Source organism: Thalassospira sp. MCCC 1A03138, from assembly GCF_002115785.1.
Classification (GTDB): domain Bacteria; phylum Pseudomonadota; class Alphaproteobacteria; order Rhodospirillales; family Thalassospiraceae; genus Thalassospira.
On sequence record NZ_JFJY01000002.1, the window covers coordinates 520,299 to 547,189 of the forward strand.

At 55.5% G+C, this 26,891-nt stretch carries 23 protein-coding genes and 1 riboswitch; of the genes, 13 read left to right on the plus strand and 10 right to left on the minus strand.

Annotation, left to right across the window (positions count from 1 at the left end; translation table 11 throughout):
• Positions 1–159: 159 nt before the first annotated feature.
• From cobM to TH468_RS07290, 6 genes are read right to left on the minus strand one after another with little or no spacing between them, the layout of a single operon-like run.
• Positions 160–921 (minus strand): precorrin-4 C(11)-methyltransferase, encoded by a 762-nt coding sequence (gene cobM / locus TH468_RS07265; RefSeq protein ID WP_085642851.1) that lies wholly within the window; start codon positions 919–921, stop codon positions 160–162.
• Positions 921–2,876, minus strand: coding sequence for a precorrin-3B C(17)-methyltransferase (gene cobJ, locus TH468_RS07270; protein WP_085642852.1), 1,956 nt, complete (start codon positions 2,874–2,876; stop codon positions 921–923). Before cobJ ends, cobM begins: the two co-directional genes overlap by 1 nt.
• Positions 2,867–3,607: a precorrin-2 C(20)-methyltransferase gene (gene cobI, locus TH468_RS07275; RefSeq protein WP_085642853.1), complete on the minus strand. Its 741-nt coding sequence runs from the start codon at positions 3,605–3,607 to the stop codon at positions 2,867–2,869. Before cobI ends, cobJ begins: the two co-directional genes overlap by 10 nt.
• Entirely contained in the window at positions 3,604–4,857 is a 1,254-nt protein-coding gene (cbiE, locus tag TH468_RS07280) for a precorrin-6y C5,15-methyltransferase (decarboxylating) subunit CbiE (RefSeq protein WP_085642854.1), read from the minus strand. Before cbiE ends, cobI begins: the two co-directional genes overlap by 4 nt.
• Positions 4,854–5,546 (minus strand): precorrin-8X methylmutase, encoded by a 693-nt coding sequence (locus tag TH468_RS07285; RefSeq protein ID WP_085642855.1) that lies wholly within the window; start codon positions 5,544–5,546, stop codon positions 4,854–4,856. The genes cbiE and TH468_RS07285 overlap by 4 nt, the downstream gene beginning before the upstream one ends.
• A 35-nt stretch (positions 5,547–5,581) precedes the next feature.
• On the minus strand, positions 5,582–6,616 hold the full coding sequence (locus TH468_RS07290) for a sirohydrochlorin chelatase (protein WP_085642856.1): 1,035 nt from the start codon (positions 6,614–6,616) through the stop codon (positions 5,582–5,584).
• Positions 6,617–7,034: 418 nt separating this feature from the next.
• On the opposite strand from TH468_RS07290, the gene cbiB reads away from it, so the two are divergent.
• Positions 7,035–8,054 carry an adenosylcobinamide-phosphate synthase CbiB gene (cbiB, locus tag TH468_RS07295; protein ID WP_246832246.1) on the plus strand — a complete coding sequence of 340 codons (1,020 nt, stop codon included), beginning with the start codon at positions 7,035–7,037 and terminating at the stop codon, positions 8,052–8,054.
• Here the strand turns inward: cbiB and rfaE1 are convergent.
• Together rfaE1 and TH468_RS07305 are read right to left on the minus strand one after the other, a co-directional pair.
• On the minus strand, positions 8,051–9,523 hold the full coding sequence (gene rfaE1, locus TH468_RS07300; protein WP_085642857.1) for a D-glycero-beta-D-manno-heptose-7-phosphate kinase: 1,473 nt from the start codon (positions 9,521–9,523) through the stop codon (positions 8,051–8,053). The genes cbiB and rfaE1 overlap by 4 nt on opposite strands.
• A gap of 42 nt (positions 9,524–9,565) precedes the next feature.
• Positions 9,566–10,150, minus strand: coding sequence for a D-sedoheptulose 7-phosphate isomerase (locus TH468_RS07305; RefSeq protein ID WP_085642858.1), 585 nt, complete (start codon positions 10,148–10,150; stop codon positions 9,566–9,568).
• A gap of 256 nt (positions 10,151–10,406) precedes the next feature.
• Here TH468_RS07305 and TH468_RS07310 point away from each other — a divergent pair, with 256 nt between their 5' ends.
• Positions 10,407–11,636: a hypothetical protein gene (locus tag TH468_RS07310; protein WP_085642859.1), complete on the plus strand. Its 1,230-nt coding sequence runs from the start codon at positions 10,407–10,409 to the stop codon at positions 11,634–11,636.
• Between the two features lie 45 nt (positions 11,637–11,681).
• On the opposite strand, the gene cobT is transcribed toward TH468_RS07310, so the two are convergent.
• Positions 11,682–12,713, minus strand: a complete 1,032-nt coding sequence (gene cobT, locus TH468_RS07315) for a nicotinate-nucleotide--dimethylbenzimidazole phosphoribosyltransferase (protein WP_085642860.1) — start codon at positions 12,711–12,713, stop codon at positions 11,682–11,684.
• Positions 12,714–12,827: 114 nt separating this feature from the next.
• Here cobT and cobS point away from each other — a divergent pair, with 114 nt between their 5' ends.
• Together cobS and TH468_RS07325 are read left to right on the plus strand one after the other, a co-directional pair.
• Complete coding sequence (cobS, locus tag TH468_RS07320) at positions 12,828–13,691, plus strand: adenosylcobinamide-GDP ribazoletransferase (RefSeq protein WP_085643047.1); 864 nt, start codon at positions 12,828–12,830, stop codon at positions 13,689–13,691.
• Between the two features lie 84 nt (positions 13,692–13,775).
• Positions 13,776–14,387: a histidine phosphatase family protein gene (locus TH468_RS07325; RefSeq protein ID WP_085642861.1), complete on the plus strand. Its 612-nt coding sequence runs from the start codon at positions 13,776–13,778 to the stop codon at positions 14,385–14,387.
• Between the two features lie 76 nt (positions 14,388–14,463).
• On the opposite strand, the gene TH468_RS07330 is transcribed toward TH468_RS07325, so the two are convergent.
• On the minus strand, positions 14,464–15,039 hold the full coding sequence (locus tag TH468_RS07330; protein WP_246832247.1) for a hypothetical protein: 576 nt from the start codon (positions 15,037–15,039) through the stop codon (positions 14,464–14,466).
• 333 nt (positions 15,040–15,372) lie between these two features.
• A riboswitch (cobalamin riboswitch) is annotated at positions 15,373–15,581 on the plus strand.
• Positions 15,582–15,640: 59 nt separating this feature from the next.
• On the opposite strand from TH468_RS07330, the gene cobU reads away from it, so the two are divergent.
• The 9 genes from cobU to TH468_RS07375 all read left to right on the plus strand — a co-directional run bounded on the left by cobU (position 15,641) and on the right by TH468_RS07375 (position 26,885).
• The gene (gene cobU / locus TH468_RS07335) at positions 15,641–16,180 is read left to right on the plus strand and encodes a bifunctional adenosylcobinamide kinase/adenosylcobinamide-phosphate guanylyltransferase (protein ID WP_210402226.1); all 540 of its coding nucleotides are present in this window, start codon (positions 15,641–15,643) and stop codon (positions 16,178–16,180) included.
• Between the two features lie 32 nt (positions 16,181–16,212).
• A complete protein-coding gene (cobW, locus tag TH468_RS07340; protein ID WP_085642863.1) occupies positions 16,213–17,253 on the plus strand; it encodes a cobalamin biosynthesis protein CobW in 1,041 nt (346 codons plus the stop codon).
• 103 nt (positions 17,254–17,356) lie between these two features.
• Entirely contained in the window at positions 17,357–21,124 is a 3,768-nt protein-coding gene (gene cobN / locus TH468_RS07345; protein WP_085642864.1) for a cobaltochelatase subunit CobN, read from the plus strand.
• A gap of 199 nt (positions 21,125–21,323) precedes the next feature.
• Positions 21,324–22,010, plus strand: a complete 687-nt coding sequence (locus TH468_RS07350) for a hypothetical protein (RefSeq protein WP_085642865.1) — start codon at positions 21,324–21,326, stop codon at positions 22,008–22,010.
• Positions 22,011–22,177: 167 nt separating this feature from the next.
• A complete protein-coding gene (locus TH468_RS07355) occupies positions 22,178–22,975 on the plus strand; it encodes an endo alpha-1,4 polygalactosaminidase (RefSeq protein WP_085642866.1) in 798 nt (265 codons plus the stop codon).
• Positions 22,976–23,028: 53 nt separating this feature from the next.
• Entirely contained in the window at positions 23,029–23,655 is a 627-nt protein-coding gene (cobO, locus tag TH468_RS07360; RefSeq protein WP_062949813.1) for a cob(I)yrinic acid a,c-diamide adenosyltransferase, read from the plus strand.
• A 48-nt stretch (positions 23,656–23,703) separates the two neighbouring features.
• Positions 23,704–25,218, plus strand: coding sequence for a cobyric acid synthase (locus TH468_RS07365; RefSeq protein WP_085642867.1), 1,515 nt, complete (start codon positions 23,704–23,706; stop codon positions 25,216–25,218).
• Positions 25,219–25,410: 192 nt separating this feature from the next.
• Complete coding sequence (locus TH468_RS07370; RefSeq protein WP_085642868.1) at positions 25,411–26,082, plus strand: glutathione S-transferase family protein; 672 nt, start codon at positions 25,411–25,413, stop codon at positions 26,080–26,082.
• Positions 26,079–26,885 carry a trans-aconitate 2-methyltransferase gene (locus TH468_RS07375; RefSeq protein ID WP_085642869.1) on the plus strand — a complete coding sequence of 269 codons (807 nt, stop codon included), beginning with the start codon at positions 26,079–26,081 and terminating at the stop codon, positions 26,883–26,885. Before TH468_RS07370 ends, TH468_RS07375 begins: the two co-directional genes overlap by 4 nt.
• Positions 26,886–26,891: the final 6 nt, after the last annotated feature.

A 26,891-nucleotide genomic window follows, 5' to 3' on the forward strand; every position in this document is an offset into this window, starting at 1 on the left:
CTCCCCTTGCTTATCCTTTGATTAAAGGCGGTGTCGCAAGGGGCGGTCAAGCATGTTCACGGTTGAAATGATTCTTTTTTCGGCAAAATAAGGGTTTGATGAAAAATTGAACTGGCGTGTTTTGTTGATTGCGTAAAAAACGGGCGCTTTACAGTTCGGTTACGGTTTTGCCGGCCGCAAGACATGGGTGTGATCGGCGGCATACAGGCGGGAATCGGTGAAATCCTTACGCCCAAAGACCTCGCCCACCATGATCAGGGTGGTCCGTGTGATGCCGCTGCCTTTGACCTTGGCGCGGATATCGCCAAGCGTGCCGTGGATGAATTGCTGATCTGGCCAGGTGACGCGATAAGCAACCACCACCGGGCAATCCTCGCCGTAATGCGGCACCAGATCACGGACAACATTGACCAGATTATTGACCGACAGATGCACCGCAAGTGTCGCCCGCGAACGGCCAAGTTCGGCCAGACTTTCGCCGTCAGGCATGGCGGATGACCGCATGGCAGTGCGCGTCAGGATCACGGTTTGCGAAATATCGGGCAACGTCAGCTCCGCCCCCAGTTCGGCAGCGGTGGCGGCATAGGCCGAAACGCCCGGCGTGATGTCATAGGGGATGCCAAGATCATCAAGCCTGCGGATCTGTTCGGCAATCGCGCCATAAATTGACGGATCGCCGGAATGCACGCGTGCGACATCCTGCCCTGCGGCGTGGGCCCTTTCAATTTCGGCCAAGATTTCATCAAGGTTCATTGGCGCGGTATCAATCACGCGTGCCCCTTCGGGGGCGGACTTAACGATTTCCTCGGGCACGAGCGACCCGGCATAGAGACAGACCGGGCATTTTTCGATCAGCTTAAGCCCGCGAACGGTGATCAGATCGGGGGCGCCGGGACCGGCACCGATAAAATGAACGGTCATCAGTTTGCCTTATCGTTTTTGGGGTCATTCTTGGAGTTATCGAGGCTGTGGACGGGTGCGTTGGCTGCGTCCGGCCCCTTTTTGGCATAGCCGCGCGGGGTATAGACCCAGCTGTTTTCACCACGTGTGATATGGCGGCTGTTACTCGATCCGACCAGAACGGTGGTCAGCATATCGACCCTGTCGACTTCAAGTTTCGAAAGCGGAACGACCGTGATTTGCTCGTCAGGGCGACCAAGCTGCCGACCCAAAACAACCGGCGTTTCCGGCCCGCGGTATTCGAGCAGGATATCACGCGCCTGTGCCAGAAGATCACGGCGGCGTTTGGATACCGGGTTATAGAAGGCAATGACAAAATCACCCTCGCCCGCGGCCTTGAGGCGGCGCAGGATATCTTCACGCGGGGTCAGAAGGTCAGAAAGCGATATCGCGCAGAAATCATGGCCCAGTGGCGCACCGATCCTTGATGCGGCCGCCTGAAGGGCGGAAATGCCCGGCGATACCTGTACGGCAACCCGGTTCCAATCAGAACGATCTTCGCGATCAAGCAATTCAAACACAAGCGTCGCCAGCGCATAAATCCCGGCATCGCCAGATCCGATCAGGGCGACGTCCCTGCCGGTGGCGGCGAGTTCAAGCGCGTGTCGTGCACGGGCTTCTTCGGCGCCCAGATCGGAATGATGGCAGGATTTTCCATCAATCAGGGGCCCCAGAAGATCAAGATACATCTGATAACCGACAACATCGGTCGCACGCGCAATCAGGCTGCTGGCTTCGGGGCTGCGCCAGCCGGGCTGTCCAGGGCCGATGCCGACAATCGACAGACGTCCCTGCGGATGGCCGGATTGCAGCGGATCAATGTCATTGCTCGCAAGCCCGATGGCACACGTGGCCCGTTTTGATTTCTGTTTCGAAACGATCAGGGTGCCGTCCTTGCCAATCATGGCAAGTGCCGCACCCTCGGCAACGCCGTGGCAGCCGGTTTCGGCAAAGACAATGTCGGACGGATTGGCAAGGCGGGGAGCTTCGGCTTCCAGCGTTGCAGCGTCATAAAAGCGTGCCGGGACGCCCAGATGATCGGCCAGTGCGTGAACAGCGGCCTCATCGGCCTTGAGATCGATGGATGTAACGCAGGCAACGCTTTGCGCACTCAGGCCATTTGCGGCAACGGTTTCGGTTGCGAGTTTTATCAGTTCGTCCGGTTCGCAATGGCGTTCGCATCCGACGCCAAGCGCCAGGACCGGTGGATGATAGACAATCTCGTGATTGTTCCTGTCGTCGCTATTCGTTTCCATCGCCTTGGCGGTGGTGCGAATGACGACCTTGCCAGTGTCGCTGCGTTCGATATTGCTGTTGGTTAGCCAGGCGGCCGATCCTGCCTCGATCTCGAACCGGGCGGTTTCACCGGCCAGAAGGGCGGCAGTGGCCGGTTTGGCGGCCTGCGGATTAGCAAGATGCCAGCCGACCGGCGGCTCATCAAGGGCCAGTCCCAGCATCGCATCGCCGGGTGTGGTGATCGCCGCCTGCCCGCCCAGCCGTTCGGCGAGATCGCGGGCCAGCCGATTGCCGCCGTGATGGCCGCCCAGAAGCGGGATAAAAGTGCTGCCGGCTTCGTCGACGGCGATGACGGCAGCATCCTGCCATTTACCGGCCAGAAGCGGTGCCAGTGCGCGGATCAGAATGCCTGATGCGCAAACACCGATAATCACATGATCGGCCGAAAATGTTTGTTGCAGATGTGTAATGGTATCATCGAACGCGACATCGACATCGCTTATCGAAACGCGTGTGCGCAGGCCGTGAACCGATGCACCCTGCAGGTTTGCGGCAATGCGTTTGGCGGTGGCAAGGGCACGTTGCGTCAGACAGATGACCGCAATCGGCGCAATCGGGTCCGTCGGCAGGATCGGGTTGGTATTGCTGGCGGTGGGGATATTCGGGGGCGTCATCGCCATGCGTCTCCGCGACGGTGGATCAGGATCATCGAGAAATAGGGTGCTATGGTATCTTCCGGAAGGTCCCCAAGCGGGACCATTTTCTGGGTTTCAAGCGTCGCGCGTTCGATATAGCGCGCCCGGCCGGTTAGGCCAAGTTCTCCGATCACCTTGCGGACCTTGGCGAAGTGGCGGCCAAGTTTGATGATGGCGGCGGCATCGGTATCGCCAAGTTGCGCGCGCAGGCGTTCTTCGGACAAGGGGCCAGGAATGACCTGCAACACGTCGTTTCTGGCGGCAAGTGGTGCGCCAAGCTCGGCAGCACAGGCCATCATCGAACTGACACCCGGCACGGTTTGAACCGGGTGGCCGGCCTCGGCCAGACGGCCGAACAGATACATGAAGCTGCCATAGAAGAACGGATCGCCTTCGCACAGGACGGCAACACTTTTTCCGGCTTTCAGATGTTCTCCGATTTCAAGGGCGGCGGCGTCATAGATCGGGTCGGCGGACTGGCCCATGGTAATGCGGATGGCGATCTCGATCCGGCCATCGGGGACATGCGGCGCGACGATCTGGCGGGCCAGACTGGCACCGTCTTCGAGGGCGGGATAGGCAATCACATCCGCCTTTTGCAGGATGTTATAGGCTTTGAGCGTGATCAGGTCGGGTTCGCCCGGCCCGATGCCAAGGCCATAGGCCGTACCCGCCACGGGTAATGCGCTGGCGGGTGTTGTGGCCGCGTCGCTCATGCTTTTACTCCGACATAGTGGGTGACGGGGGCAAGGTTGCTCCAGCCCCTGAAACTGCCGCGTGGAACCAGCCGTGAAACCGACAGGCGAGACAGGGTGCCACCGTTTTTATTGTAAAACCGTAATAATTCTTCTTCGCCTTCCAGCGTGACCGTATTGGCCGCCAGCCGCCCATGCATCGGCAGGATATCCCAGCACCGATCCATCAGACCGGGCGTCGTAATGCCGCCGCCGACAAAAATCGCATCAGGTGTCGGGAGTTGATCGGCGAAGGCAATCACATCCTCGATCCCCTTTTGGCGGATCATCAGATCGGGTGTACCAAGGCGGATGGCATTTTTTGCGATCAGGTCGCAGCGATTTGCATCGCGTTCTATGGCGATGGCCTGCCCCCCGGCGCGCATCCATTCGATTGAAACCGAACCGCATCCCGCCCCCAGATCCCAAAGCATGGCATCGCGCCACGGGGCAAGGGATGACAAGGTTTGGGCACGAATTTCGGATTTGGTGATCATCCCGTCATGGATGAAGGCATCATCGGGAAGACCGGCCCCATTGCCCAGAACGCGGCTTTTGGGACCGGCCACCAGATCAATCATGATCAGGTTTAACGGATCAACCGGTTTGATATCGGGCATTGAGGTTGCCGTGGACTGCCATGTTTGGGCGGTTTGGGTGGTGATGCGTTCCTGCGTGCCGCCCAGCCGTTCGCAAATCGTCATATGGCTTTGATCGTAGCCGGCTTCGCACAGCATGACCGCAACCAGTGCCGGGGTACTGCCATCGGCACTAAGCGCGATCAGTTTACCGCGCGGACGCAGGTGCGATCGCAGGATTTCCGGGTCTCGCCCGTGCAACGTGATCACATCGCATTCGGCAAGCGCCCAGCCCATGCGGGCGGCGGCCAGACTGATGCTGGACGGGTGCGGGATTACGGTAATTGATCTGGAACCGAAATAATTAACCAGTGTACTGCCGACACCAAAAAACATCGGGTCGCCACTGGCGAGAATGACCGGGTTCTTATCAAGGCAATCCTCGATCAGGGGCATATTGGCTTCGAACGGGGTAATCCAGCTGTTCTGGATGGCAATATTTGATCCGGGCAGCATGGCGATATGGCGTTTGCCGCCAAAAATCACGCTGGCGGTTTCAAGTATCTGACGCGCAATCGCACTTAGTCCGTCATATCCATCTTCACCAATGCCAATCACGGTGATTTTGCCGTTCAGGGGCGACTGTTCGTTCATTTGCCGTCCCCCTTGTCAGGGTCGGTGGGGTTTGCGGTCGTGCCATCCGGTGTTTGCCCCGGCGATGCAAGCCGCGCCAATGCGTTGAGCGTTGCCGCGGTAACCGCACTGCCGCCAAACCGGCCGCGCAACGTGACGAACGGAATGTCACCAGCATGGGCCATCAGGGCTTCCTTGCTTTCCTCGGCCCCGACGAAGCCCACCGGCATGCCGATGATCAGTGCAGGTTTCGCCAGACGGTTCGAAATCAGGGCTTCGAGAAGGTGAAAAAGCGCGGTTGGCGCATTGCCGATGGCAATTATTGCACCATCGATATGATCAACCCAGTCTTCGATGGCAGCGGCAGACCGTGTGGTGCCAAGTTTGCCTGCGCGTTCAGCATTGCCATCTGCATTCAAGGTGCAAAGGACCGGATTATCGGCGGGCAACAGGCGGGAAATGATCCCGTGCCGGACCATTTCCGCATCACAAAGGATTGGCCTTCCCTTTTGCAGCGATCCGATTGAAGCAGGTGCGACATTGTCGCCAAATGCAATTTTATCTGCAATTTCAACCATGCCACAGGCATGGATGATCCGCACGGCAACCGGCCGCAATTCTTCGGGAAAGCGGGCGAGATCGGCTTCTGCTTCGATGGTTGCAAAGCTTTGCCGATAGATTTCCTGCGGGTCTCGCAGATAGTCGAACATCGCCGCGCCTTTCGCAGGGAACGAAGGGCGACCGGTCAGGAACCGGTCGCTTTATTGGTTTCGTGGCTATGGTCGTGGCTGTGACCGTGATCATGGTCATGGTTGTGGCCATGAGAATGACCGTGGGAATGCCCATGAGAATGATCATGATGGTGTCCGTGACCATGGTTGTGGCCGTGACTATGTCCGTCGGTACCAATCCCCATCACATGATGATGATGCCCGACCTGAGGTGTTGCAACGTCGTCTTCATATCCAATGATCTGTTCGCGATATTTGCAAAGCTGGCAGTTCATGTTGTTGTCGCCGGTATCGATCTCGGCCAGACGTTCGGCAAAGCTTTCAAGCACCAGCGGATGGTCGCGCAGATATTCCGCCTTGACGAATTCAACATCGGGGAATTCGGCGGCGACTTCGTCGGTGTGGGTGTAAATCCGGTCGATCAGAATGCCTGCAAACAGGAAATACGGGAAGACCACCACACGCTTGTAGCCAAGCTTCATGGCTTCTCGCAGGCCGGCATTGACGCGCGGATGCGCAACGCCGGAATAGCTGATTTCGGTACGACCGAAACCAAGCCCTTCCTGTAACATGCGTGCGACCTTATAGACGTTTGAATTGGCATCGGGGTCATTGGTGCCACGCCCGACGACCATCAAAAGCGTATCCTTGCGCGAGATGCCGTCATCAGCGCTTGCAAGGGCTTCTTCGATGCGATCAGCACTGGCGCGCAGAAGTTTCGGGTCAATCGCCAGATCACGTCCGAATTTAACGTCGATATCCGGGTTTTCATGGGCGAAATTGTTCACTTCGCTTGGCAGGTCATTTTTTACGTGACCGGCGGCAAACAACATGCCCGGCAGGGCATAAATCTTTTTGTGGCCCATAGCTTTGAGTTTTTCAAAGCCATCGCGCAGGATCGGGTGCGCAAATTCGAGAAAGCCGCTTTCGACATCATAATCGGCCAGATGGGTCTGCTTCATTGTTTCAACCATGGCGTTGAACTGTGAAACAGCGCGCTCATCACGCGAACCGTGTCCGCAAATCATTACGGCGCCTTTGGGGGACATAAAAGGCTGCTCCTTTGTCTCTCTCGTGTTTTGGTGCATGACGGTCACAAACCGCCACGGTACCCGATGCCACCCCCGTTTTCACCGATTGGCCTGCGGAATGCAAGCCACAGCTGATTGGATAATCGTCGCAAGGGTGCGTCGGATAGAAAATACAAACTGTTGTGGTTTGTTTTACGGGCGATTGCAGATGTTGTGGTCACAAATCTTGCTACCCGGAATGATGGAAGGGGTAAGTAACAGGTTTGAGGTCTCCTGATCTGGATATTGGAGTGCGGTATGAAGAAAAAACAAAAAGTATGAAATACTTTTACCAAAGCCCGTACCGATTGGCAAATCGTGCTGTTTGTTTGGCAATTTGTCCGTGTAATGCCGGATGATGATTGACGAGCATGTGCACGCGACGCACATTGCCGCAATGGAAACCACGATCCTAGAATTTTTGATCCCCGTGCCCGGTTTCATGGGCCCGCTTTTCACCGTGCTGGTACTGGCGCTGGTGCTTGATGCCGTTTTTGGTGATTTCCCGTGGCTGTTCGGGCGGGTGCCGCATCCGGTGGTCTGGATTGGCAACCTGATTGCGTGGTTTGAAAAACGCCTGAACAAACCGCGATATGGTAACAGTGATCGCTTTTTACGCGGAAGCCTCACCAGTCTGGCGGTGATTGCCTGTGCTGCGTCGTTTGGCGGCGTGATCCAGATGATATCGTCATTTGGCGATGTTTTCCGGTTTGCCGATATTCTACTGCTTGCCATCCTGATTGCGCAAAAGGGGCTTTATCAGCATGTCAAAGACGTCTCGGTCGCGTTAAAGCGCGATGGCCTTGCAGGCGGACGGGCAACGGTTTCGATGATTGTCGGACGCGATCCGCAATCACTTGACGAGGCCGGGGTCAGCCGGGCGGCGATTGAAAGCTGTGCGGAAAACTTTTCGGACGGGGTGGTAGCGCCGCTGTTCTGGTACGTGCTGGGCGGGCCGATCGGGCTTTGTGCCTATAAGGCGATCAATACGCTTGATTCCATGATCGGCCATCGCAGTGACCGATATCTTTACTTCGGCAAGTTCGCGGCACGCCTTGATGATGTTGTGAACTTTGTCCCTGCACGGATTGCCGGTGGGGTAATCTGCCTTGCCGCTTTGGTGGGCCGCAAAACTTCCGGCGCGCATGCCTGGAAAGTCATGCTGCGCGATGCGTCAAAACACAAATCGCCCAATGCCGGATGGCAGGAAGCAGCCTTTGCCGGGGCGCTTGACCTGTCGCTTGCCGGGCCGCGCCAATATGGCGCGGAACTGGTCGAAGACCCCTATATCGGTGATGGCAGGCGGGATGCGGATGCCAGCGACATCGACCGTGCGCTAAAACTTTACACAACGTCCTGTATTCTGAACGCGGCGTGGCCGGTGGTGTTAAAGATGATCTGGGTCGGGCTGGTCTAGTCTTTGCCCTGATTGATGCGCGCAATGGTCGATGTCGTCGAGAAGCCATCGGCGAGATTGGCTAGAACAACCTTGCCGCCATAGCCCTGAACGATATCCGCACCGACAACCTTGTCGATGGTGTAATCGGCACCCTTGACCAGAATATCGGGTTTCAGGGCCTCGATCACCGTGATCGGGGTATCCTCGCCGAAAATCACCACACCACTGATGGTTTCAAGCGATCCAAGGACAGCAGCACGGGCGGCCTCGGATTGCACGGGGCGCGCTTCGCCCTTGAGGCGTTTGACCGACGCATCGGAATTAAGCCCGACAATCAGCCGGTCACAATTGGATCGCGCCTGTTGCAGGAGGCTCAGATGGCCCGGATGCAGCAGATCAAAACAACCGTTTGTAAAGCCGACTTTGTAGCCTTTGCGGCGCCAGCGTTCGACACGGTCCACCATGCGGTCAAGTGGCATCAGTTTGGCTTCGCCGATCATCAGGTCATGATGATGCAGGACAGAAACCAGCTCGTCCGGATAAACAACGGCGGTGCCGATTTTGCCAACCACGATGCCAGCGGCAACATTGGCGATGCGCGCGGCATCTGAAAGCGAAGCTCCACCTGCAATGGCGGATGCAAGACAGGCAACGACCGTGTCACCGGCCCCCGATACATCAAACACTTCGCGCGCTTCGGTCGGAAGGTGGGTTGCCTCACCTTTGCTGGTGACAAGCGTCATGCCATCCTGGCTTCGGGTCAGAAGGACGTTTTCAATACCGCATTCGGTGATGATTTTGGTGGCTGCGGCAATTGCATCCTCATCACTTTGAATGTCGATGCCGGTTGCGGCCTGGGCTTCGGCTCGGTTTGGGGTGACGACTGTCGCACCGCGATAGATGCTGTAATCTGTACCCTTGGGATCGACAATCACCGGTTTTCCGGCCTTGCGGGCGGCGGCAATGGTTGCGGTGACAACGTCACCGTGCAAAACGCCCTTACCATAATCGGAGAGGATAATGGCACTGACATCGGGTGCCAGTTGTGCAGCCAAGGCAGACAGGTTGCTGATGGTTGGGGCGGCAAGCATTGCGGTAGTTTCGTTGTCAGATCGCAACAATTGCTGTCCGCCCGCGATATAGCGAGTTTTGATCGTTGTCGGGCGGTTGCGTTCAATCTGGATATAGGGTTCGACACCCTTGTCATTGGCGACATATTCCATCACCTCCCGGCCCGGAAGATCATCACCGACGAGGGAAAGAAAACGAACCGATGCGCCAAGGGCCGTCGCATTGCGGGCAACGTTGCCCGCACCACCCAGCATTGCACTTTCGCGTTCGACCCGGATGATCGGGATCGGTGCCTCGGGTGAGATGCGTGTGACCGAGCCATAGACAAACCGGTCAAGCATCACATCGCCGATGCAAAGCACCTTGGCGTTGGGCAGTTGTTCAACCAGTTGGGCCAGATGGCTGAGATCGGTCATGTGCGTATCGTCTTCTGTTCGTTAAGTCGAAAGTGGTTCGGATCAGGCCTTGGTCAGGCCAAGGGTATGTTCGAGTGCGCCAACAAGCATTTGCCCGAGCTGTATATGCATTTCCTGAATACGGGCGGTGGTGTTGCTTGGCACGATCATCAACGGATCACACAGATCAACCATGGCGCCACCGGTTTTACCGGTCCAGCCGGTTGCGACCAGGCCCATTTCGCGGGCCTTTTCAAGGCCGAGATTGACGTTTTTGCTGTTGCCCGATGTCGAAATGCCAATTGCGACATCACCTGGCCTACCCAGTGCTTCGATCTGACGGGAAAACAGATAATCAAACCCGAAATCATTGCCGATTGCGGTCAGTGCCGAGCTATCGGTTGTCAGGGCAATGGCCGGCAGGGCACGCCGGTCATTGATGTAACGAACCGTGAATTCGGTTGCGATATGCTGTGCGTCGGCGGCCGATCCACCATTGCCAAAGAACAGCAACTTGTTGCCTTCGTTCAGTGAGTTGGTGCAGATTGATACCAGTTCGGCAAAAGGCGCACGCGTGGCTTCGCGGGTTTTATCGACCAGATCAAGATGCTCGTCAAATTCGGCATCGAAGAAGGCATTGATATCCATGTTTTGATCTCTGGAATGTTCGAGGCTGATGAAATCGGCCTGAAACTAGCAGCTTGGATGATCCATTGCCATGACTTATCGTTTTTAAAAGTGCTGTTTTCGGCAAATATCGGAACGTCAGGAAATGACTGATTTTCGGGTTTGGTTTCAATTTGTCACAATGATAAATACATAAGCTGTTAACGGCCCGCGAACTATTGTATTTCAATCGGGACTTTCGCCGCGCGTTGCACATTGGAAAATCTGGTCATCCTGTATGTCTGAAAGCACGTTACCCTCACCCGAAGCCTTTCTGGTCGATTATGTGCGGCGTCTTGAACGTCGCAAGGATGGCGTGGGGGCGGTTCATGTGCATTTTTCAAAGCTGCTGCCGTTCAACCGGCGCGATCATCATATCCGCACGGCAATTGCGTCATTCGAAGAAATCGTTCCTGATGTGACCGGGCGTATTTTCACGCTGTCCAATCAGGATCTGATTTTCATCTTTGATGCGGCCGAGATTGACGAGGTCAATGCAGTCATCTTCCGGCTCAAATTCCTTTTCAATGATGATCCGTTGATCAGTGACGGCAAGGATGAAAGCGGCGCGCCTGCGACCTTTGCCGACTATTTCGATGTCGCCCAGCAATACAAGGATTTCCTGCATCTGACACAAACGCTTGTGCGCTCAAACGCCAACCGTCCGCGTCAGGTCAGCAAGGCGGCCGAGCGTCACAACGACAGCCCGATGCTTGAAGATGATCGTGCACCGCTGACACCCAAAATACTGGGGCGTATTGACGAAGCATTGCGTAGGGCCGATCTTTCGAACCTGATGCGCAGGCAGGCGATTTGTGCGGTTGTCGGTGATGCGAACCCGACGCCGGTTTTTCACGAATTGTTCATTTCGATCAAGGATTTGCAGCAAACACTGCTGCCCGATGTCAATGTTTTGTCCAATCGCTGGTTGTTTCAGCATCTGACGGAAATTCTTGATCGTCGCATGTTGTCGTTGCTGACGCGAAGCAATGATGCATCGGTGACCGGTTCGGTCAGTATCAATCTGAATGTTTCGACTCTGCTGTCACCGGATTTCCTGACATTTGACAGCAACGTCAAGGCAGGTCAGCGCGGAACCATCGTGCTTGAACTGCAAAAGATCGATATCTTTGCCGATCTTGGCGCATTCTTCTTTGCGCGTGATTTCTGCCGCGATCGTGGTTACCGGATTTGTATTGACGGGATCAGCCATCTTTCGCTGCCCTATATCAATCGCAACAAGCTTGGCGTCGATATGATCAAGATGATCTGGGACCCGGAAATGGAAAATCTGGACGAAGAGCACGGCAACGCCATGCGCGAAGCTGTGGCGCAATCAGGCGATACGCGCGTGATCATGTGTCGCTGCGATGACGAACGGGCGATCAAATTTGGTCATTCGATCAATATCACCATGTTCCAGGGTCGCCATGTCGAGCATCTGCTAAGCGAGCGCACCAAAAAATAACGCCAGCAAACGGCTGGTACCTTTTTAATTCCGAAATCAAAACGATTACGCGTCGCGGCTTGTGATACCAGCCTTGGCAAAGGTTGCCATGCCGTTGTGGCATTCCGCCGATGCCCGCAATAGCGGAATGGCAAGGGCTGCACCCGATCCTTCGCCAAGGCGCATGCCAAAATCGAGAAGCGCCTGTTTTCCAAGCTTTTCGATCAGTCGTTTATGGCCCGGTTCGGCCGAAACATGTCCGACCAGACAATGGTCAAGGGCATCGCTGCGAATAGTGCCAAGGATTGCCGCGGCTGCACAGGAAACATATCCATCAAGAAGAACCGGTACCCGTTGGTAACGCGCGGCCAGAATGGCACCGGCCATCGCGGCAATTTCGCGTCCGCCGACACAGCGCAGAACGTCGAATGCATCATGGAACTGATTTTTGTGCAGGATGATGGCATCCCCGACCACGCGTGTTTTGCGTTTAAGCGTTTCATCATCGATGCCGGTGCCGCGTCCGGTCCAGTCGGCGGCTTCACCGCCAAACAGGGCATAGGCGATGGCAGCCGCCGAGGTGGTGTTGCCAATCCCCATTTCGCCGGGCACAAAAAGGTCAATCCCCTTTTCGATCGCGCTCATGCCAAAGGCCATTGCTTCGGCACAGCCTTCATCATCCATGGCGGGCTCTTGGGAGAAATCGTTGGTCGGGATTTCGAGAGCGACTTCCATCACGCGCAATTCGGCGTCAACGGTTTTGCAGATCTGGTTGATTGCTGCTCCGCCATTGATGAAGTTTTCAACCATCTGCTGGTTGACCTCGGTCGGGAATGCCGACACGCCCTGTGCACAGACGCCGTGGCTTCCGGCAAAGACCGTGACACGCGGGCGTGTCATGTTCGGTCGTGAATTTCCTTGCCACCCGGCCAGCCAAAGGCTGATATCTTCCATCCTGCCGAGCGCGCCTGCGGGCTTGGTCAATTGTGGCTCGCGCGTACTTACGGCTGCCTGAGCCTCTGCATCGACACCGGGCAATTGGGCCATCAGGGTGCGGATTTCATCAAGACATTGGGGGGGGTGCTTGGGATCGAACATGGAAAATCTCCGGCTGGCGGACAAGGATGCAAAGCGTCTTCTGCTTGGCTTCTGTCGCGCCCATGATTAGTCTGATTGCGTGCAAAATGCCAGATCGAATATCGGAAAACACCCGTGAACAATGATCATAATCAAACCGGAATGAATTCGCAAAGCCTTGATGATGATCAAGTTGATGCCAAACAGCGAGAGCCCCAAACTGAGCCGGAAGCACCCGCCACGGGCATGCTTGGCGATTTTTGGCGGGCTCTTGCCCTGCTAAGCCGTGTGCCGGTTTTCATTTCGTGCGATTTCAGTCCGCAGGCAATGGCGAGATCGGTTTGGTGCTGGCCGCTGGTTGGGCTGTTTATGGCCGGGATTGCGATTATTCCTGCCTATGTCATTGAGATTCTGACCGGCAATGTCATGGTTGCCGCCATTGTCGCAACCTTTACGCTGATCCTATTGACCGGGGCGATGCATGAGGACGGCATTGCCGATTGTGCCGATGGGTTTGGCGGGGGATTTGATCGTCAGCGCAAGCTTGACATCATGCGTGATAGCCGGATCGGGACATATGGCGTTGTTGCACTCGTTCTATGCCTTGCTATGCGTATTGCTGTTCTGGGAGCAGCGGGTGAAAGCGGCAGCATGGCCGCGATCCTGATTGTGATGGCGACACTATCGCGTGCGGCGATGCCGATTGTGACCTATGTGTTTGACCCGGCGCGAGAAGATGGACTTAGCAAAGGCGCTGACCGACCCGACATCAGGATGGTTAGTGCGGGAATTGCCATTGCCCTGGTTCTGGTGGTGATCGTTGCGGGGGCATTGACCACGTTCATGTGCCTGATTGCCATGGTGGTCGGGGCCTCGGTCGTTGGATGGATTGCCCGGCATCAGATTGGTGGCCATACTGGTGATGTTCTGGGAATGACCCAAATTGTTTCCGAGCTATGTGTCGGCATTGCATTTATCGCGATACTTCAGATTTCTTGATGATAAGATCATAAAAAGGGCCGTTCAAAACGGGGCCGAAATTCGAGGTCGTATTTTTCGACCGCATTTTTCCTTGGGGGAAGAATGGACAAAGCAGTGACAACCCATTGGTGGCTTGTTCGCCATGCGCCGGTTCTCAACCCGGAACGGCTTGTCTATGGCCGAAGCGACATGCCGGTCGATCTTACCGATGAAAAGGCATTGCGTGCCCTGTCACGCCATTTGCCAAACGACGCGGTCTGGATTACGAGCCACCTTTCGCGCACGCTTGATACCGCACTTAAACTTCTTGAGCTGATGGATGAAAACATCCTTCCGACGCGTGAAACCGGCTTTGCCGAACAGCATTTTGGCGCATGGGAAAAGAAACACTGGAATGATCTGCCCAAAGGGGAAACCACCCGTTTCTGGACCGATTTTGCGCGCCAGCATCCTCCAAATGGTGAAAGTTTCAGTGACGTTGTCGAACGGGTTGGGCCAATATTTGACCGGCTGACAAGGTATTGGGCCGGACGCGATATTGTGGCCGTTATTCACGGCGGGACGGTGCGCGCGGCCCTTGCCAATGCGCTTGGTCTGTCGCTTGAGGCGGCCTTATCATTTCATATCGATACGCTTGGCGTGACACGGATCGAACATATAACCGGCGTCGATCAGCCGGGCTGGCGGGTGACCGGGGTTAATTTGCGTTACTGATTAAAGGGGGCTGTGCATTACCCATCTGCCGATACCCTGTGTGGCATGTCATTCAAGCCCCACAGGGTATCGGTTTTCAGGCGGATTTCCGTTGATCGGTTTCCTGCGCATCGACAAGCGCATATTCCGACAAAAAGCGATCTACCATATCGGCAGATACATCGTATCTGCCGCAGATTGTCGCGACATCGTCGAGATAGGCTTCGTAGTAGGGAATAGGCCGGCTGCGCGATTTGCCGCGAAGCTCGTTGATTTCCGTAAAGTCGGATGCAAATTCCGGTGCTTCGATAACCTGAATGATCGTGTCGTCAATGATGGCTGCCGGTTTGCCTTTGTATTTCTTGCCGCATGCTGAGAGCATTTTGCTGGCGGTCGGGATGGATATCCCAGGCTGGCCCAGAAGCAGTGACATTTGATCTTCGTCGAAATCGTCATTTTCGAACAATTCCACGAGTTTCGTCAGGTCACGGACCAGAAGCGAAAGCGCATTTACGCGGATGCCACGCGCGTGCGACCAAATGATGGTCGCGACAACACCACAGGTCGGACGGCTGGCATAAATGTTTCGAACATCACGACGCGCCAATGATATTTCACCATTTACAGCATGATGTTGCAGGAATTCGGGAAAGGATTGATCATTATAGTTCAATCTATCCAGCAGCCCGCGCCACATGTCTTCACGTGATACGGTCTGCCAGGTTGTTGATTTCAGATTCCGAATTCGTTGAATTTGTTCATGAATTGCCATTTGGTCAGCAAATTTCCAATTAACCCCAAGAAGTTTTTCCGAAACCCTTTGCGGTTTCGGCATCCGGACTTTGTTTGTTTTGTAATGTCCGGCGGTCACGCGGGCGGCTTTTGTCGGCTCTGATCCACCGTGACAAAATTATGTTCTCCTAAAGAACAACCGCCGACAAGCAGTCAATTCTTACAAATACTGACCTTATGGCTAGGTCGGAGTTTGGGCTTTGGTCGTGGGGGTAAAGCTGTTAGGTTCGGCGCTGCCGTTTGGTGATGGGAAACCGGTGTGATGCCGGTGCTGCCCCCGCAACTGTAACGGGTTGGGTGATCCGGGTGATGTGATGTGATGTCACCAGCCACCGGTAATGTTGATGAACAAGCAACATGCCGGGAAGGCGGATTGCTTTCATGCCCGCAGCCAGGAAACCAGCCATCGGTATCCCTGTTCGTAAGGATATGGGGTAACGCAATCGGGCCTCGGTGGGAGGTCAAAGCGAAGGAAAGCGGGTATGACCCAGAATATGGCTGATAACAGCCAGCTTGCCGGGATCCATCTGATCCTTGGCGGTGCCAGATCGGGCAAAAGCCGGTTTGCCGAAAACCGGATCAACCATGCAGGCGGCGGTATTTATGTCGCGACCGGTCGTGCATGGGACGAGGAAATGGCAAATCGTATCGAACTTCACAAATCATCGCGTGGCGAGATATGGCAAACGATTGAGGAACCGCTTGATCTTTGCGCTGTCCTGTCTGCCTGCAATCATGACGGCAGCAAACCGGTGCTGGTCGATTGCCTGACGCTTTGGCTGACCAATCTGATGCTGGAAGATCGTGATATCGGGGCCGAGTTTGACCGGCTTTGCGACCTTTTGCCGGGGCTGGATATCCCAGTTCTTCTGGTTTCGAACGAGGTTGGTTTCGGGATTGTGCCGGAAAATGCCATGGCGCGCAGCTTTGGCGATCATGCCGGACGATTGCATCAACGGATTGCCGAGCTTGCCGATCAGGTGACGCTTGTGGTTGCGGGCATTCCGATGTCGGTTAAATAGATCAGAATTCATAGATTTAAGGGTAATTGAATATGGCACAGCTTGGAAAAATTCCGGCAACAGTGATCACCGGTTTTCTTGGTGCAGGCAAAACCACGATGATCCGCAATATGCTGGAAAATGCCGGGGGCAAGCGGATTGCATTGATCATCAACGAGTTTGGTGATCTGGGGGTCGACCGTGAGGTTATTAATGGTTGCGGCATTTCAGGCTGCGCGGAGGAAGATGTTGTCGAACTGGCCAATGGCTGCATCTGCTGCACGGTGGCGGATGATTTTCTGCCAACCATCAAAGGATTGATCGACCGGGAAACGCCACCAGATCATATCGTTATCGAAACATCTGGTCTGGCATTGCCAAAACCGTTGGTCAAGGCGTTTAACTGGCCGGAAATCCGGTCACGGGTGACGGTCGATGGTGTGGTGGCGGTTCTGGACGGGGCAGCATTGCGTGACGGGTTGTTTGCCCACGATCATCACGCGGTTCAGGCGCAGCGCGAGGCGGACGACAATCTTGATCATGAAAGCCCGCTTGAGGAGCTGTTTGAAGAACAGCTTCATTGCGCGGATATGGTGGTTCTGAACAAGACCGATTTGCTGACGGATGCCGAAATTGCCAAGGTCGAGGCGGATGTCCGGGCCGAGCTGAAACGCCCGTCCGTCAAGATTATCGCAACTGCGCATTCAAAGGTCGAAAATGCTGTTTTGCTGGGCCTTGGTGCGGCAGCAGAGGACGACCTTGATAGTCGTCCGTCTCATCATGACGATGGTCACGAACATGACCATGATGATTTTGAAAGCTTTGTCGTGTCGCTTGATAATGTTGAGGATGCCGCAGCACTCGAGAAGCGTTTGATTGATGTTGTGCGTCAGTTTGATGTGCTTCGGATCAAGGGGTTCCTTGATATTCCCGGCAAACCGATGCGCCAGGTCGTTCAGGGTGTTGGTGAACGGTTCCAGCGTTATTTCGACCGTCCGTGGGCGGCAAACGAGAAACGCCGGTCGGAACTGGTGGTGATTGGCCTGCATGGTCTGGATCGCAATGCCATAGAAGCGGCAATCAAGGCGTCCTGATTAGCGGCGCAGTCATGTTTGACGCTGAGATCATCCGGCTGCGCATGTGCAGGCCGGGTGATATCAGGGTCTTGATATCCGAGAAAAGAAACGGAAGTTCCCGATGCATCTACTTGCCGCCCAGCCGGGACTGGTCACCGATGGAAGCGAGGCCGTCGATCTGGGGCAAAGCCCGGGCGATGTCGTTGTCCTGTCGGCGGCAGAGTCCGAGCTTGCCTGTCTGGCGGGTGCGCAGGCACGGCTGGATGCGGTGTTTGGCAAAGACGTCCCTTCCTTGCGATTGGCGAGCCTTTTGCAGCTGGGGCACAATATGTCGGTCGATCTTTATGTCGACAACGTTCTGGCAGAGGCCAAATTCATCATCTTGCGCATTCTGGGCGGGCGAGGATATTGGGAATACGGGATCGAACAACTGGTCGAACTGGCGCGTCGCAATGACGTGCCGCTGGTGCTTTTGCCCGGTGACGATCAACCCGATGGGGAGCTTCTGTCCCTATCGACGGTTAAGGGTGCAACGTATCAGCAAATCTGGCGTTACCTGATCGAAGGTGGTCCGGGAAATGCTGAACATTTACTGCGTCTTATATATGAAAAGTTGAACCCGTCTGTCAGTTGGGACTGGAAGCCGGCGGCATCCTTGGTCAAGGCCGGTTTGTATTGGCCGGGAAAAACAACGGTAAACCTTGAAGAAATTGAACAAATTTGGAAACAAAATCATCCTGTTGTTCCGATAATCTTCTACCGTGCGTTAATTCAGGCCGGTAATCTGGATGTAATTGATGCACTGGTTGAAGAACTTCAGGCTAATAAACTAAACCCGTTGCCAATTTTTGTTGCCAGCCTGAAAGATCCTGTCGCTGCTGCCTTGGTCGAGGAATGGCTGGGTGCGACCAAAGCGGTCCTGATCCTCAACACTACCGGTTTTTCCCTTGCGGTGCCCGGTGTCGAACGCCAGAGCGGACCGTTTGACGGCGTAGACGCACCGGTTTTTCAGGTTGTGCTGTCGGGCGGTGGTGAAGCGTCCTGGCGTGATGGTGTCAACGGGCTTGCGGCGCGCGATATTGCGATGAATGTCGCATTGCCGGAAGTGGATGGACGTATCCTGTCGCGTGCCATCTCGTTCAAGGGATCGGCGGGCAAGGATGCCCTGACGCAGATTGATCTGGTCAAATATATTCCGGTGCGCGATCGCGTTGCCTTTGTTGCCGGACTGTCGGCCAATTGGGTCAAATTGCGCAAAACAGATGCCCCGATGCGCAAAGTCGCGATGATCATGGCCAATTACCCCAACAAGGATGCGCGGCTTGGCAATGGTGTGGGGCTTGATACGCCGGCCGGGATGATTGAAACCCTGCGGGCGATGAAGGATGCCGGGTACAGGATTGATGACCTGCCGGAAAATGGCGATGCGCTGATTGCGGCGGTCAAGGCCGGGCCGACCAATAATTTCAAGTCGCTGGCTGATCGGATTGTTCGGGTGACGATCCCGGTTGCAGATTATCGCGCGGCATTTGCCGCCCTGCCCGCGCCCATTCGCCAGCAGGTGACAGATGCCTGGGGTGAGCCGGAAAGCGATCCGTTTTATCTGCCGGATCGGGCGGCAATTGCCCTTTCGATCCTGCCGATGGGTAATGTCGTGGTCGGACTGCAACCGGCGCGCGGATACAATATTGATCCGCTTGAAAGCTATCACTCGCCCGATCTGGTGCCGCCGCATAACTATTTCGCGTTTTATATCTGGTTGCGGCGTCATTTCGGGGCACATGCGGTCATTCATTTCGGCAAACATGGCAATATGGAATGGTTGCCGGGCAAGTCGTTGGCGCTGTCGGAAGAATGCTTCCCCGAGGCCGTGTTTGGCCCGACGCCGCATTTCTATCCCTTTATCGTTAATGATCCGGGTGAAGGCACACAGGCCAAGCGCCGTGCGCACGCCGTGATCCTTGATCATCTGACACCGCCTTTGACGCGGGCGGAAAGTTACGGGCCGCTCAAGGATCTGGAGGCGCTGGTCGATGAATATTATGACGCGGCTGCGGTTGACCCAAGGCGACTGCTGATCCTGAAGCGCGATATTCTTGAACTTGCCATTCGCATCGGCCTTGACCGTGACTGCGGGATTGAGCCGGACGAGGATGAGGAAAGCGCGCTTGCCAAGCTTGATAACTATCTGTGCGAGTTGAAGGAACTTCAGATTCGCGATGGTTTGCATATCTTTGGCAAAGCCCCGGAAGGCGATCTTTTGACCGACCTTCTGGTCGCACTGGCAAGATTGCCGCGCGGGGCAAGCGAGGGGCCAAAGGCGTCACTTCATCGTGCCCTTGCGACTGATATCCTTGGTGATCCCGGTTTTGATCCGCTTGATTGTGCATTTGCCGAGTTTTGGCCGGGCCTGAAGCCCGAAATCCTTGCGCGATATGATGTTGGTCCGTGGCGAACGACCGGTGATACGGTGGAACGGATCGAGCTTCTAGCGCGCGATCTGGTGCGTGGCTTGGTCGCCGCCGATAGTGCATGGCAGCGGACAACCGAAGTTCTTTCCGATATCGAAACGTCTATTCGTCCAGCTGTCACAGCCTGTGGCGATGCCGAGATTGCCGGATTGCTGCGCGGTCTTGCAGGCAGGTTTGTCGAACCGGGGCCATCGGGTGCACCAACGCGCGGCCGCCCGGACGTCTTGCCGACTGGGCGGAATTTCTATTCGGTTGATACACGGACGGTTCCGACCCCGGCGGCATGGCAACTGGGCTGGAAATCAGCCGAACTGTTGTTGGAACGGCATGTTCAGGATCATGGTGAATGGCCCGTGGCCCTTGGTCTTTCGGTTTGGGGCACCAGTAATATGCGCACCGGAGGCGATGATATTGCCCAGGCGCTTGCCCTGATGGGGGTACGGCCAACCTGGGACAGTGCATCGCGTCGGGTCACCGGGTTCGAGATCATGCCGATATCCCTGTTGGGGCGTCCGCGCGTTGATGTGACGTTGCGCATATCGGGGTTTTTCCGCGATGCATTCCCCGGCTTGATTGACCTGTTTGACAGCGCGGTGCGTGCGGTGGCCGAACAGGCGGACGAAGCGCCGGACATGAACCCGATTGCATTTCGGGTGGCAGCGGAAACCGCAAAGCTGTGTGACGCCGGGGCAAATCCCGAGCAGGCACGGAAACAGGCGGCATTTCGCGTATTCGGCGCAAAACCTGGCGCCTATGGCGCGGGGTTGCAGGCGATGATCGACGAAGAACTTTGGGAAGACGAGGCCGATCTGGCGGATGCCTATCTGGCGTGGGGCAGTTATGCCTATGGCAACGGGGCAGAAGGCGAAGCGGCGCGTGATCTGTTTGAAACGCGGCTGTCGCGGGTGGACGCGATTGTTCATAATCAGGACAATCGCGAACATGATTTGCTGGATTCCGATGACTATTATCAGTTCGAAGGCGGAATGACATCGGCGGTCCGGCATCTGTCCGGCAGGCAGCCGACGGTCTATCACAGTGATCATTCCCGTCCGGAAAGCCCGAAAATCCGAACTTTGGAAGAAGAAATTGCCCGTGTTGTCCGGGCCCGCGTGGTTAATCCGAAATGGATCAAAGGCGTGATGCGCCATGGGTATAAGGGCGCATTTGAGATGGCGGCGACGGTGGATTACCTGTTTGCCTTTGCCGCGACGGCGCGGTGTGTCGCCGATCATCATTTTGATCTGGTTTATGATGCGTATCTTGGCGATACGGATGTGCGTGAATTCATCAGGGATCACAATCCCGATGCGTTTTGCGATATTCGCAACCGCCTTCGCGAGGCGATTGACCGTGGTCTTTGGCAGCCGCGCCGGAATTCCGTATCAGTCGATCTGATGGGGAATGGCACGGCATAACCGGGCCTTGGCCGTCATCGTGAATCACGAGAATTTTACCGTTGAAATGAATAGTCGGAACAAACCGGGGAGTTGAAACGTTTCGATTTCGCACCATATCTCTTTTAACCAAGTGTTAATCAATTGGTTGAGGGACGGGGCACACCTATCGAGCCGATAACCGCAAAAGACGGATCGGCAATAGAGTTAGGAGGCCACTATGGAAAGAACGAAACACGTTCGTTTGCCTGACTATCTGCAGACCCCTCTGCCGGTTCATGTCGGACATGCAGACATTGTCGATTTCCTGCTTGCTGATGCCGACCTTCCTGACTGGTTACGCGCCGATTTGCACGGTCAGGGTCATGACCGCCCGGCCCGCGGTGCGATCCGTTCGGTTCTTGACCTGCGTGAACGGTTTAACGGTGTTCATGCACCGGTCAGTATCGAAGAATTTCGTGATGGCTTGGACGAACTGGCGCGCCATCTGCCGGGACCAGATCAAACAGCCATCGAAATCGATGCCAAGGTGCGGATTTACTGGCGTTATCTTCAAGGTGTCGAGCGTCAGATCTGGCGGGCAACCATTTCAAGGGCCCATGTGGCGTTAAATCATTTTCCCGTGGTTCGCGAATTGAAATTACTGATTGCGGATGTTGTTACGACACGCAACTGGCTTGAGCGTCGGCTTGAAGTGATCGAAAAAAGTTTCCAGAAACCGGTTCATGCCCCGAATGATGCTGTGCGCAAGGCATTGCTTCGCCTGCGTCAGATGTCACCGGGTGACCGTTTGCAATTGTTCAACAAGGCACGGATGCGCCGCCCCGAATTGCGTAATACCGACATGCGCGAACCTGATAAATGGGCCGATCTGGTGACGGGCGATCTTGGATTGTCATCAGGTTGAAGTCGTAACAGACATGTCAGTGAACCGAACCCGGTGGGGTTCCGGGGGACCGCACCCGTTACGGGTGCAAGAGCGCGGCTGGAAACGGCCGCGCTTTCTTTTTGGGTGGTTGTCTATAGCCTGTCAGACGGGCAAACTCGCAAGATTGATTGTCCGGGGGTATATGGATGCGCGCGTTTTTTGCCGTTGCAGCTTTGGTTTTGCAATTTGGTGCGGGGAGCGGCATTGCGGCGGCGGATGACTGGCCAAAGGTCCCGAACGGGCCGTTGCATTGGCAGTTGCAGGGCGACATTGATATCGGCGGCAGTATCCGCGTAACCGATAGCGATCTGTTTGAAACGACGACCAATCAGGTTCAGGAATGGCGCGAAGCCGGTATTTTCCCGATCTGCTACATCAATGTTGGCGCGGTCGAGGACTGGAACGACGATTATGCCGAATTCCCCAAAGACGTGATTGGCAACCCCTATTGGGGTTGGGAAGGCGAAAACTGGCTTGATATCAGCCGGTTCGAGCAATTCGCCCATATCATGGAGGCACGGTTTGACCTGTGTCGGGAAAAGGGTTTTCTGGGTGTCGAGCCGGATAATATCGATGCTTACGAAGCGGATGGGTCGAATAAAAAAACCGGGTTTGACCTGACACGTTCCGATCAGCTTCGTTATGTCGGATGGCTGATTGAGCAGGCGCATGCCCGCGGGCTTGCCATCGGGCAGAAGAATGCCGGCGAACTGGTTCCGGAACTGGTCGGCCGGATGGATTTTGCCCTGCTTGAATCATCATTTCGGTTTGGTTTCATGGATGCGTTTTTACCTTATGCAAAGATGAAAAAGCCGGTTTTTGCGGTCGAATATATCGAAGAAGGGACCGATCCAGACCGGTTCTGCCCGGAAGCCCGAAAATACGGTTTTCAGGGTGTCGTCGCGCATCTTGAACTGGATCAGAAACCCGAAAACTGTCCTTGATCGGGGGCGCGCTTCACCGCATTGTTCCGATAGAAATACAAAGGGATGAAGCAATGACCGACAACAACACGCCTGATACCGACCTGAATGCCCGCCATGATGAAAAAATGAAGAAGATCAAGGCCGCGCGCGACAAGATGATGGCGCAGAAGATCGACAAAAAGGGCCTGATCATCGTTCATACAGGCAAGGGCAAAGGCAAGTCATCATCGGCATTTGGCATGGCGATGCGGTGTGTCGGACATGACATGAAAGTCGGCGTTGTGCAGTTCATCAAAGGTGGTTGGGAAACCGGCGAGGCAAAGCTTTTGAAGAAGTTTCCCGATCTTTGCGAATTTCACGCCATGGGCGCGGGCTTTACCTGGGAAACACAGAACCGGGCGCAGGATGTTGCACTGGCGCGTGAAGCCTGGAACAAGGCGCTTGAGATGATGCGCGACCCAAGCTTTGCCATGGTGATCCTTGACGAGATCAACATCGTTCTGCGCTATGATTTCCTGCCGCTTGATGATGTTCTGGCAGCGTTGGCGGATAAACTGCCCGACCAGCACGTTGTCCTGACCGGCCGAAATGCGCCCGATACCCTGATCGAGGCGGCGGACCTTGTGACCGAGATGACCATGATCAAACATCCGTTCCGCGAACAGGGTATTAAGGCACAGATCGGTGTCGAGTTCTGATCTGCCGTTTCGGTGGATAGCCAGATACAGGAAGGTTTTGAAACCGGAATGAGTGCGCGCCCTGTTCCTGCTTTGATGTTGCAAGGTACCGGTTCGGATGTGGGTAAATCCTTGCTGGTGGCCGGGTTATGCCGTGCATTTGCGCGGCGCGGGCTTCGGGTGCGTCCGTTCAAGCCGCAAAACATGTCCAACAATGCGGCCGTGACCGATGATGGCGGTGAAATTGGCCGGGCACAGGCGTTGCAGGCACGAGCTTGCGGGGTGCCCACATCGGTCCACATGAACCCGGTTCTGCTGAAACCGCAAAGTGACATCGGCGCACAGGTCGTGGTGCAGGGCAAGGTCCTGACCAGTGCGAAGGCGCGGGATTATTACCGGCTGAAACGCGATTTGCTGCCGCGTGTGACTGAAAGCTTCGATCTGGTGGCACAGGACGCCGATCTTGTGCTTGTCGAAGGTGCAGGGTCACCGGCTGAGGTTAATCTGCGCGCGGCTGATATTGCCAATATGGGCTTTGCCGAGGCGGCAAAAATCCCGGTGGTGCTGGTGGGGGACATTGATAGAGGTGGGGTAATCGCATCGATTGTCGGCACGCATGCCCTGCTGTCCGAAGGGGACCGTCACTGGCTGCGTGGCTATATCATCAACAAGTTTCGCGGTGATGTCTCGCTGTTCGAGTCTGCCTTGCAGATCATCCGCGATCATACGGGGCTTGAAAGTTACGGTATCGCAACATATTGGCATGGGGCCAATCGCCTGCCTGCCGAGGATGGTGTCGCGCTTGAAAAAGCCGGACGTTATGTGCGGACCGGTAAGGGTGGAAAACTGATTAGGATTGCAGTGCCGCATCTGCCGCGGATTGCGAATTTTGATGACCTTGATCCGCTGGCGACCGAGCCGGATGTCGAACTTCTGATCATTAAACCGGGCGAGGTTATTCCTGCCGATATCGACCTTGTGCTTTTGCCCGGTAGCAAATCGACCACATCCGACCTTCGTTTCCTCAAAGAACAGGGTTGGGATATCGACATTCTGGCGCATTACCGCCGGGGCGGTCACGTGATTGGCATTTGCGGCGGGTATCAGATGCTGGGACGCATGGTCCATGATCCCGAAGGGATCGACGGTGCGGCGGGATCAGAAGCCGGGCTTGGATTGCTTGACGTTGAAACCGTGATGGGCGGTGACAAGACGCTGCGTCAAACCGCCGGGCTGGCGGAACTTGGCGGGGGTGAGGCCAATATTCCGGTCAGTGGCTATGAAATCCATATGGGCGAGACAGCCGGGCCGGATCGCGACCGAAGCTGGCTTTGTCTTGAAGGTGGGATTGCGGATGGCGCGCAAAGTGTGAACGGTCGTGTTGCAGGCTGCTATTTGCATGGTCTGTTTGGCAGTGATGCGTTCCGGTCGGCCTATCTGGCGGGGCTCGCCGGGCGGTTGCGTGATGGCAGTACCGATTTCGAGGCCGGGATTGAAGCAGCGCTCGATGAACTGGCCGATCATGTCGAAGCGTGTCTTGATCTTGCCGGGCTTTTGGCGTTGGCGCGAAGCCGGTCGGATTGAACGGATGACAAAAAGCGCAAGATTGGTGCTGTTTGGCGCGACAAAGCCTTTACATTGGCGCATTTGCGTGGTTTGAGAGAATTTGAAATTCCGGTCCTGTAATGAATGGCGCACAGACGCCATATGGTATGAAACCGCCATATGCGGCCCGGTTTGCAAAACATTCATCCTTGGTTGGGTATCTTCAATTCCATGCGTCAATTACATCATTTCTGGCTGTCACCGTTTTCGCGCAAAGTGCGCCTGGTTCTGGCCGAGAAGAAGCTTGAATTTGAGCTTAAGGCAGAACCAGTCTGGGAGCGGCGCGATGTGTTTCTGTCGCTGAACCCGGCGGGAGAAGTGCCGGTTCTGGAGGAAGAAGATGGCACGGTTCTATGCGATTCAACCGTGATCTGCGAATATCTGGATGAAGTTTATATCGACACCCCTCTTTTGGGGGCGGATGCCAAGGAACGTGCGGAAATCCGCCGCCTTGTCGCGTGGTTCGACGGCAAGTTCAACCGCGAGGTTACAGACCATCTGCTCGGCGAGAAGTTGTTGAAACGATTCTTTTCGACCGGGACGCCGGATACCAAAATCCTGCGCGCCGGGCGGACCAATGCGGCCTATCATCTGGATTATATCGGCTGGCTGTTTGAACGCCGGAACTGGCTGGCGGGGGAACATCTGACCATGGCCGATATTGCTGCTGCGGCACAGATTTCTGTCATTGATTATATGGGTGACATCAACTGGTCCAAACATCCGCGTGCCAAGGATTGGTATATGCGGATCAAAAGCCGACCTGCGATGCGCGATATTCTCGCGGACCGGCAGGCAAGCTTCCCACCATCCCCGCATTATGCCGATCTGGATTTTGAATGACGGGTTCCTCGAAGGTCGACAGCTTTTATCCACAAGGTGGCCTTAACGCCGCCAGCTATGACTTTCGTGCCGAGCTTGATCGCAAATTATTCGAAGATCCGATCCCGTTTTATCGTGATATTGCCGTCAAAACCGGTGGCCCGGTTCTTGAACTGGGCTGCGGGACCGGCCGGATTGCCGCCGCCATTCGTGAGGCCGGTGTTGCGGTTGAAGGGCTTGATCTTTCTGACGCGATGCTGGCACAGGCGCGCGCGAAATATCCCGACATGGTCTGGCATAAGGGCGATATGTGTGAATTTGATCTGGGGCGGCAATTTGCCCTGATCATTATTCCGTTTCGCGGATTTCAGGAAATCACCGATGGCGAGGATCAGAAAAGCTGTCTGATGACGGCCTCGGATCATTTACTGCCTGGCGGGATGCTGGTTCTTGATCTGATTGATCCCGACCTTCGGTATTGCCTTCCGGAAGGTGATCCGGAAAGTGTTGAACTGCCGCTGTTTCCGATGCCAGAAGGTTTTGGAGCACAAGATAGCAGGTTGCGGATCACGGCGATGGAACGAACCAGCGACCCCCTGACCCAGCGGTTTGAAGAACATTGGCGGTTCGAGGAAATTGATCCGTCGGACAACGTTCTGCGATGCGAGGATTGCTGGCATCACATGCGATGGGTTCATCGTAGTGAAATGCGCCTGATGTTAGAGATTTCAGGTTTCATTTTGGTGTCGGAATTTTCGGATTTCAAAGGCAGCCCGCCGCGATATGCAGCCAATCAGGTCTGGATGGCAAAACGACCGGACTGATGCCCG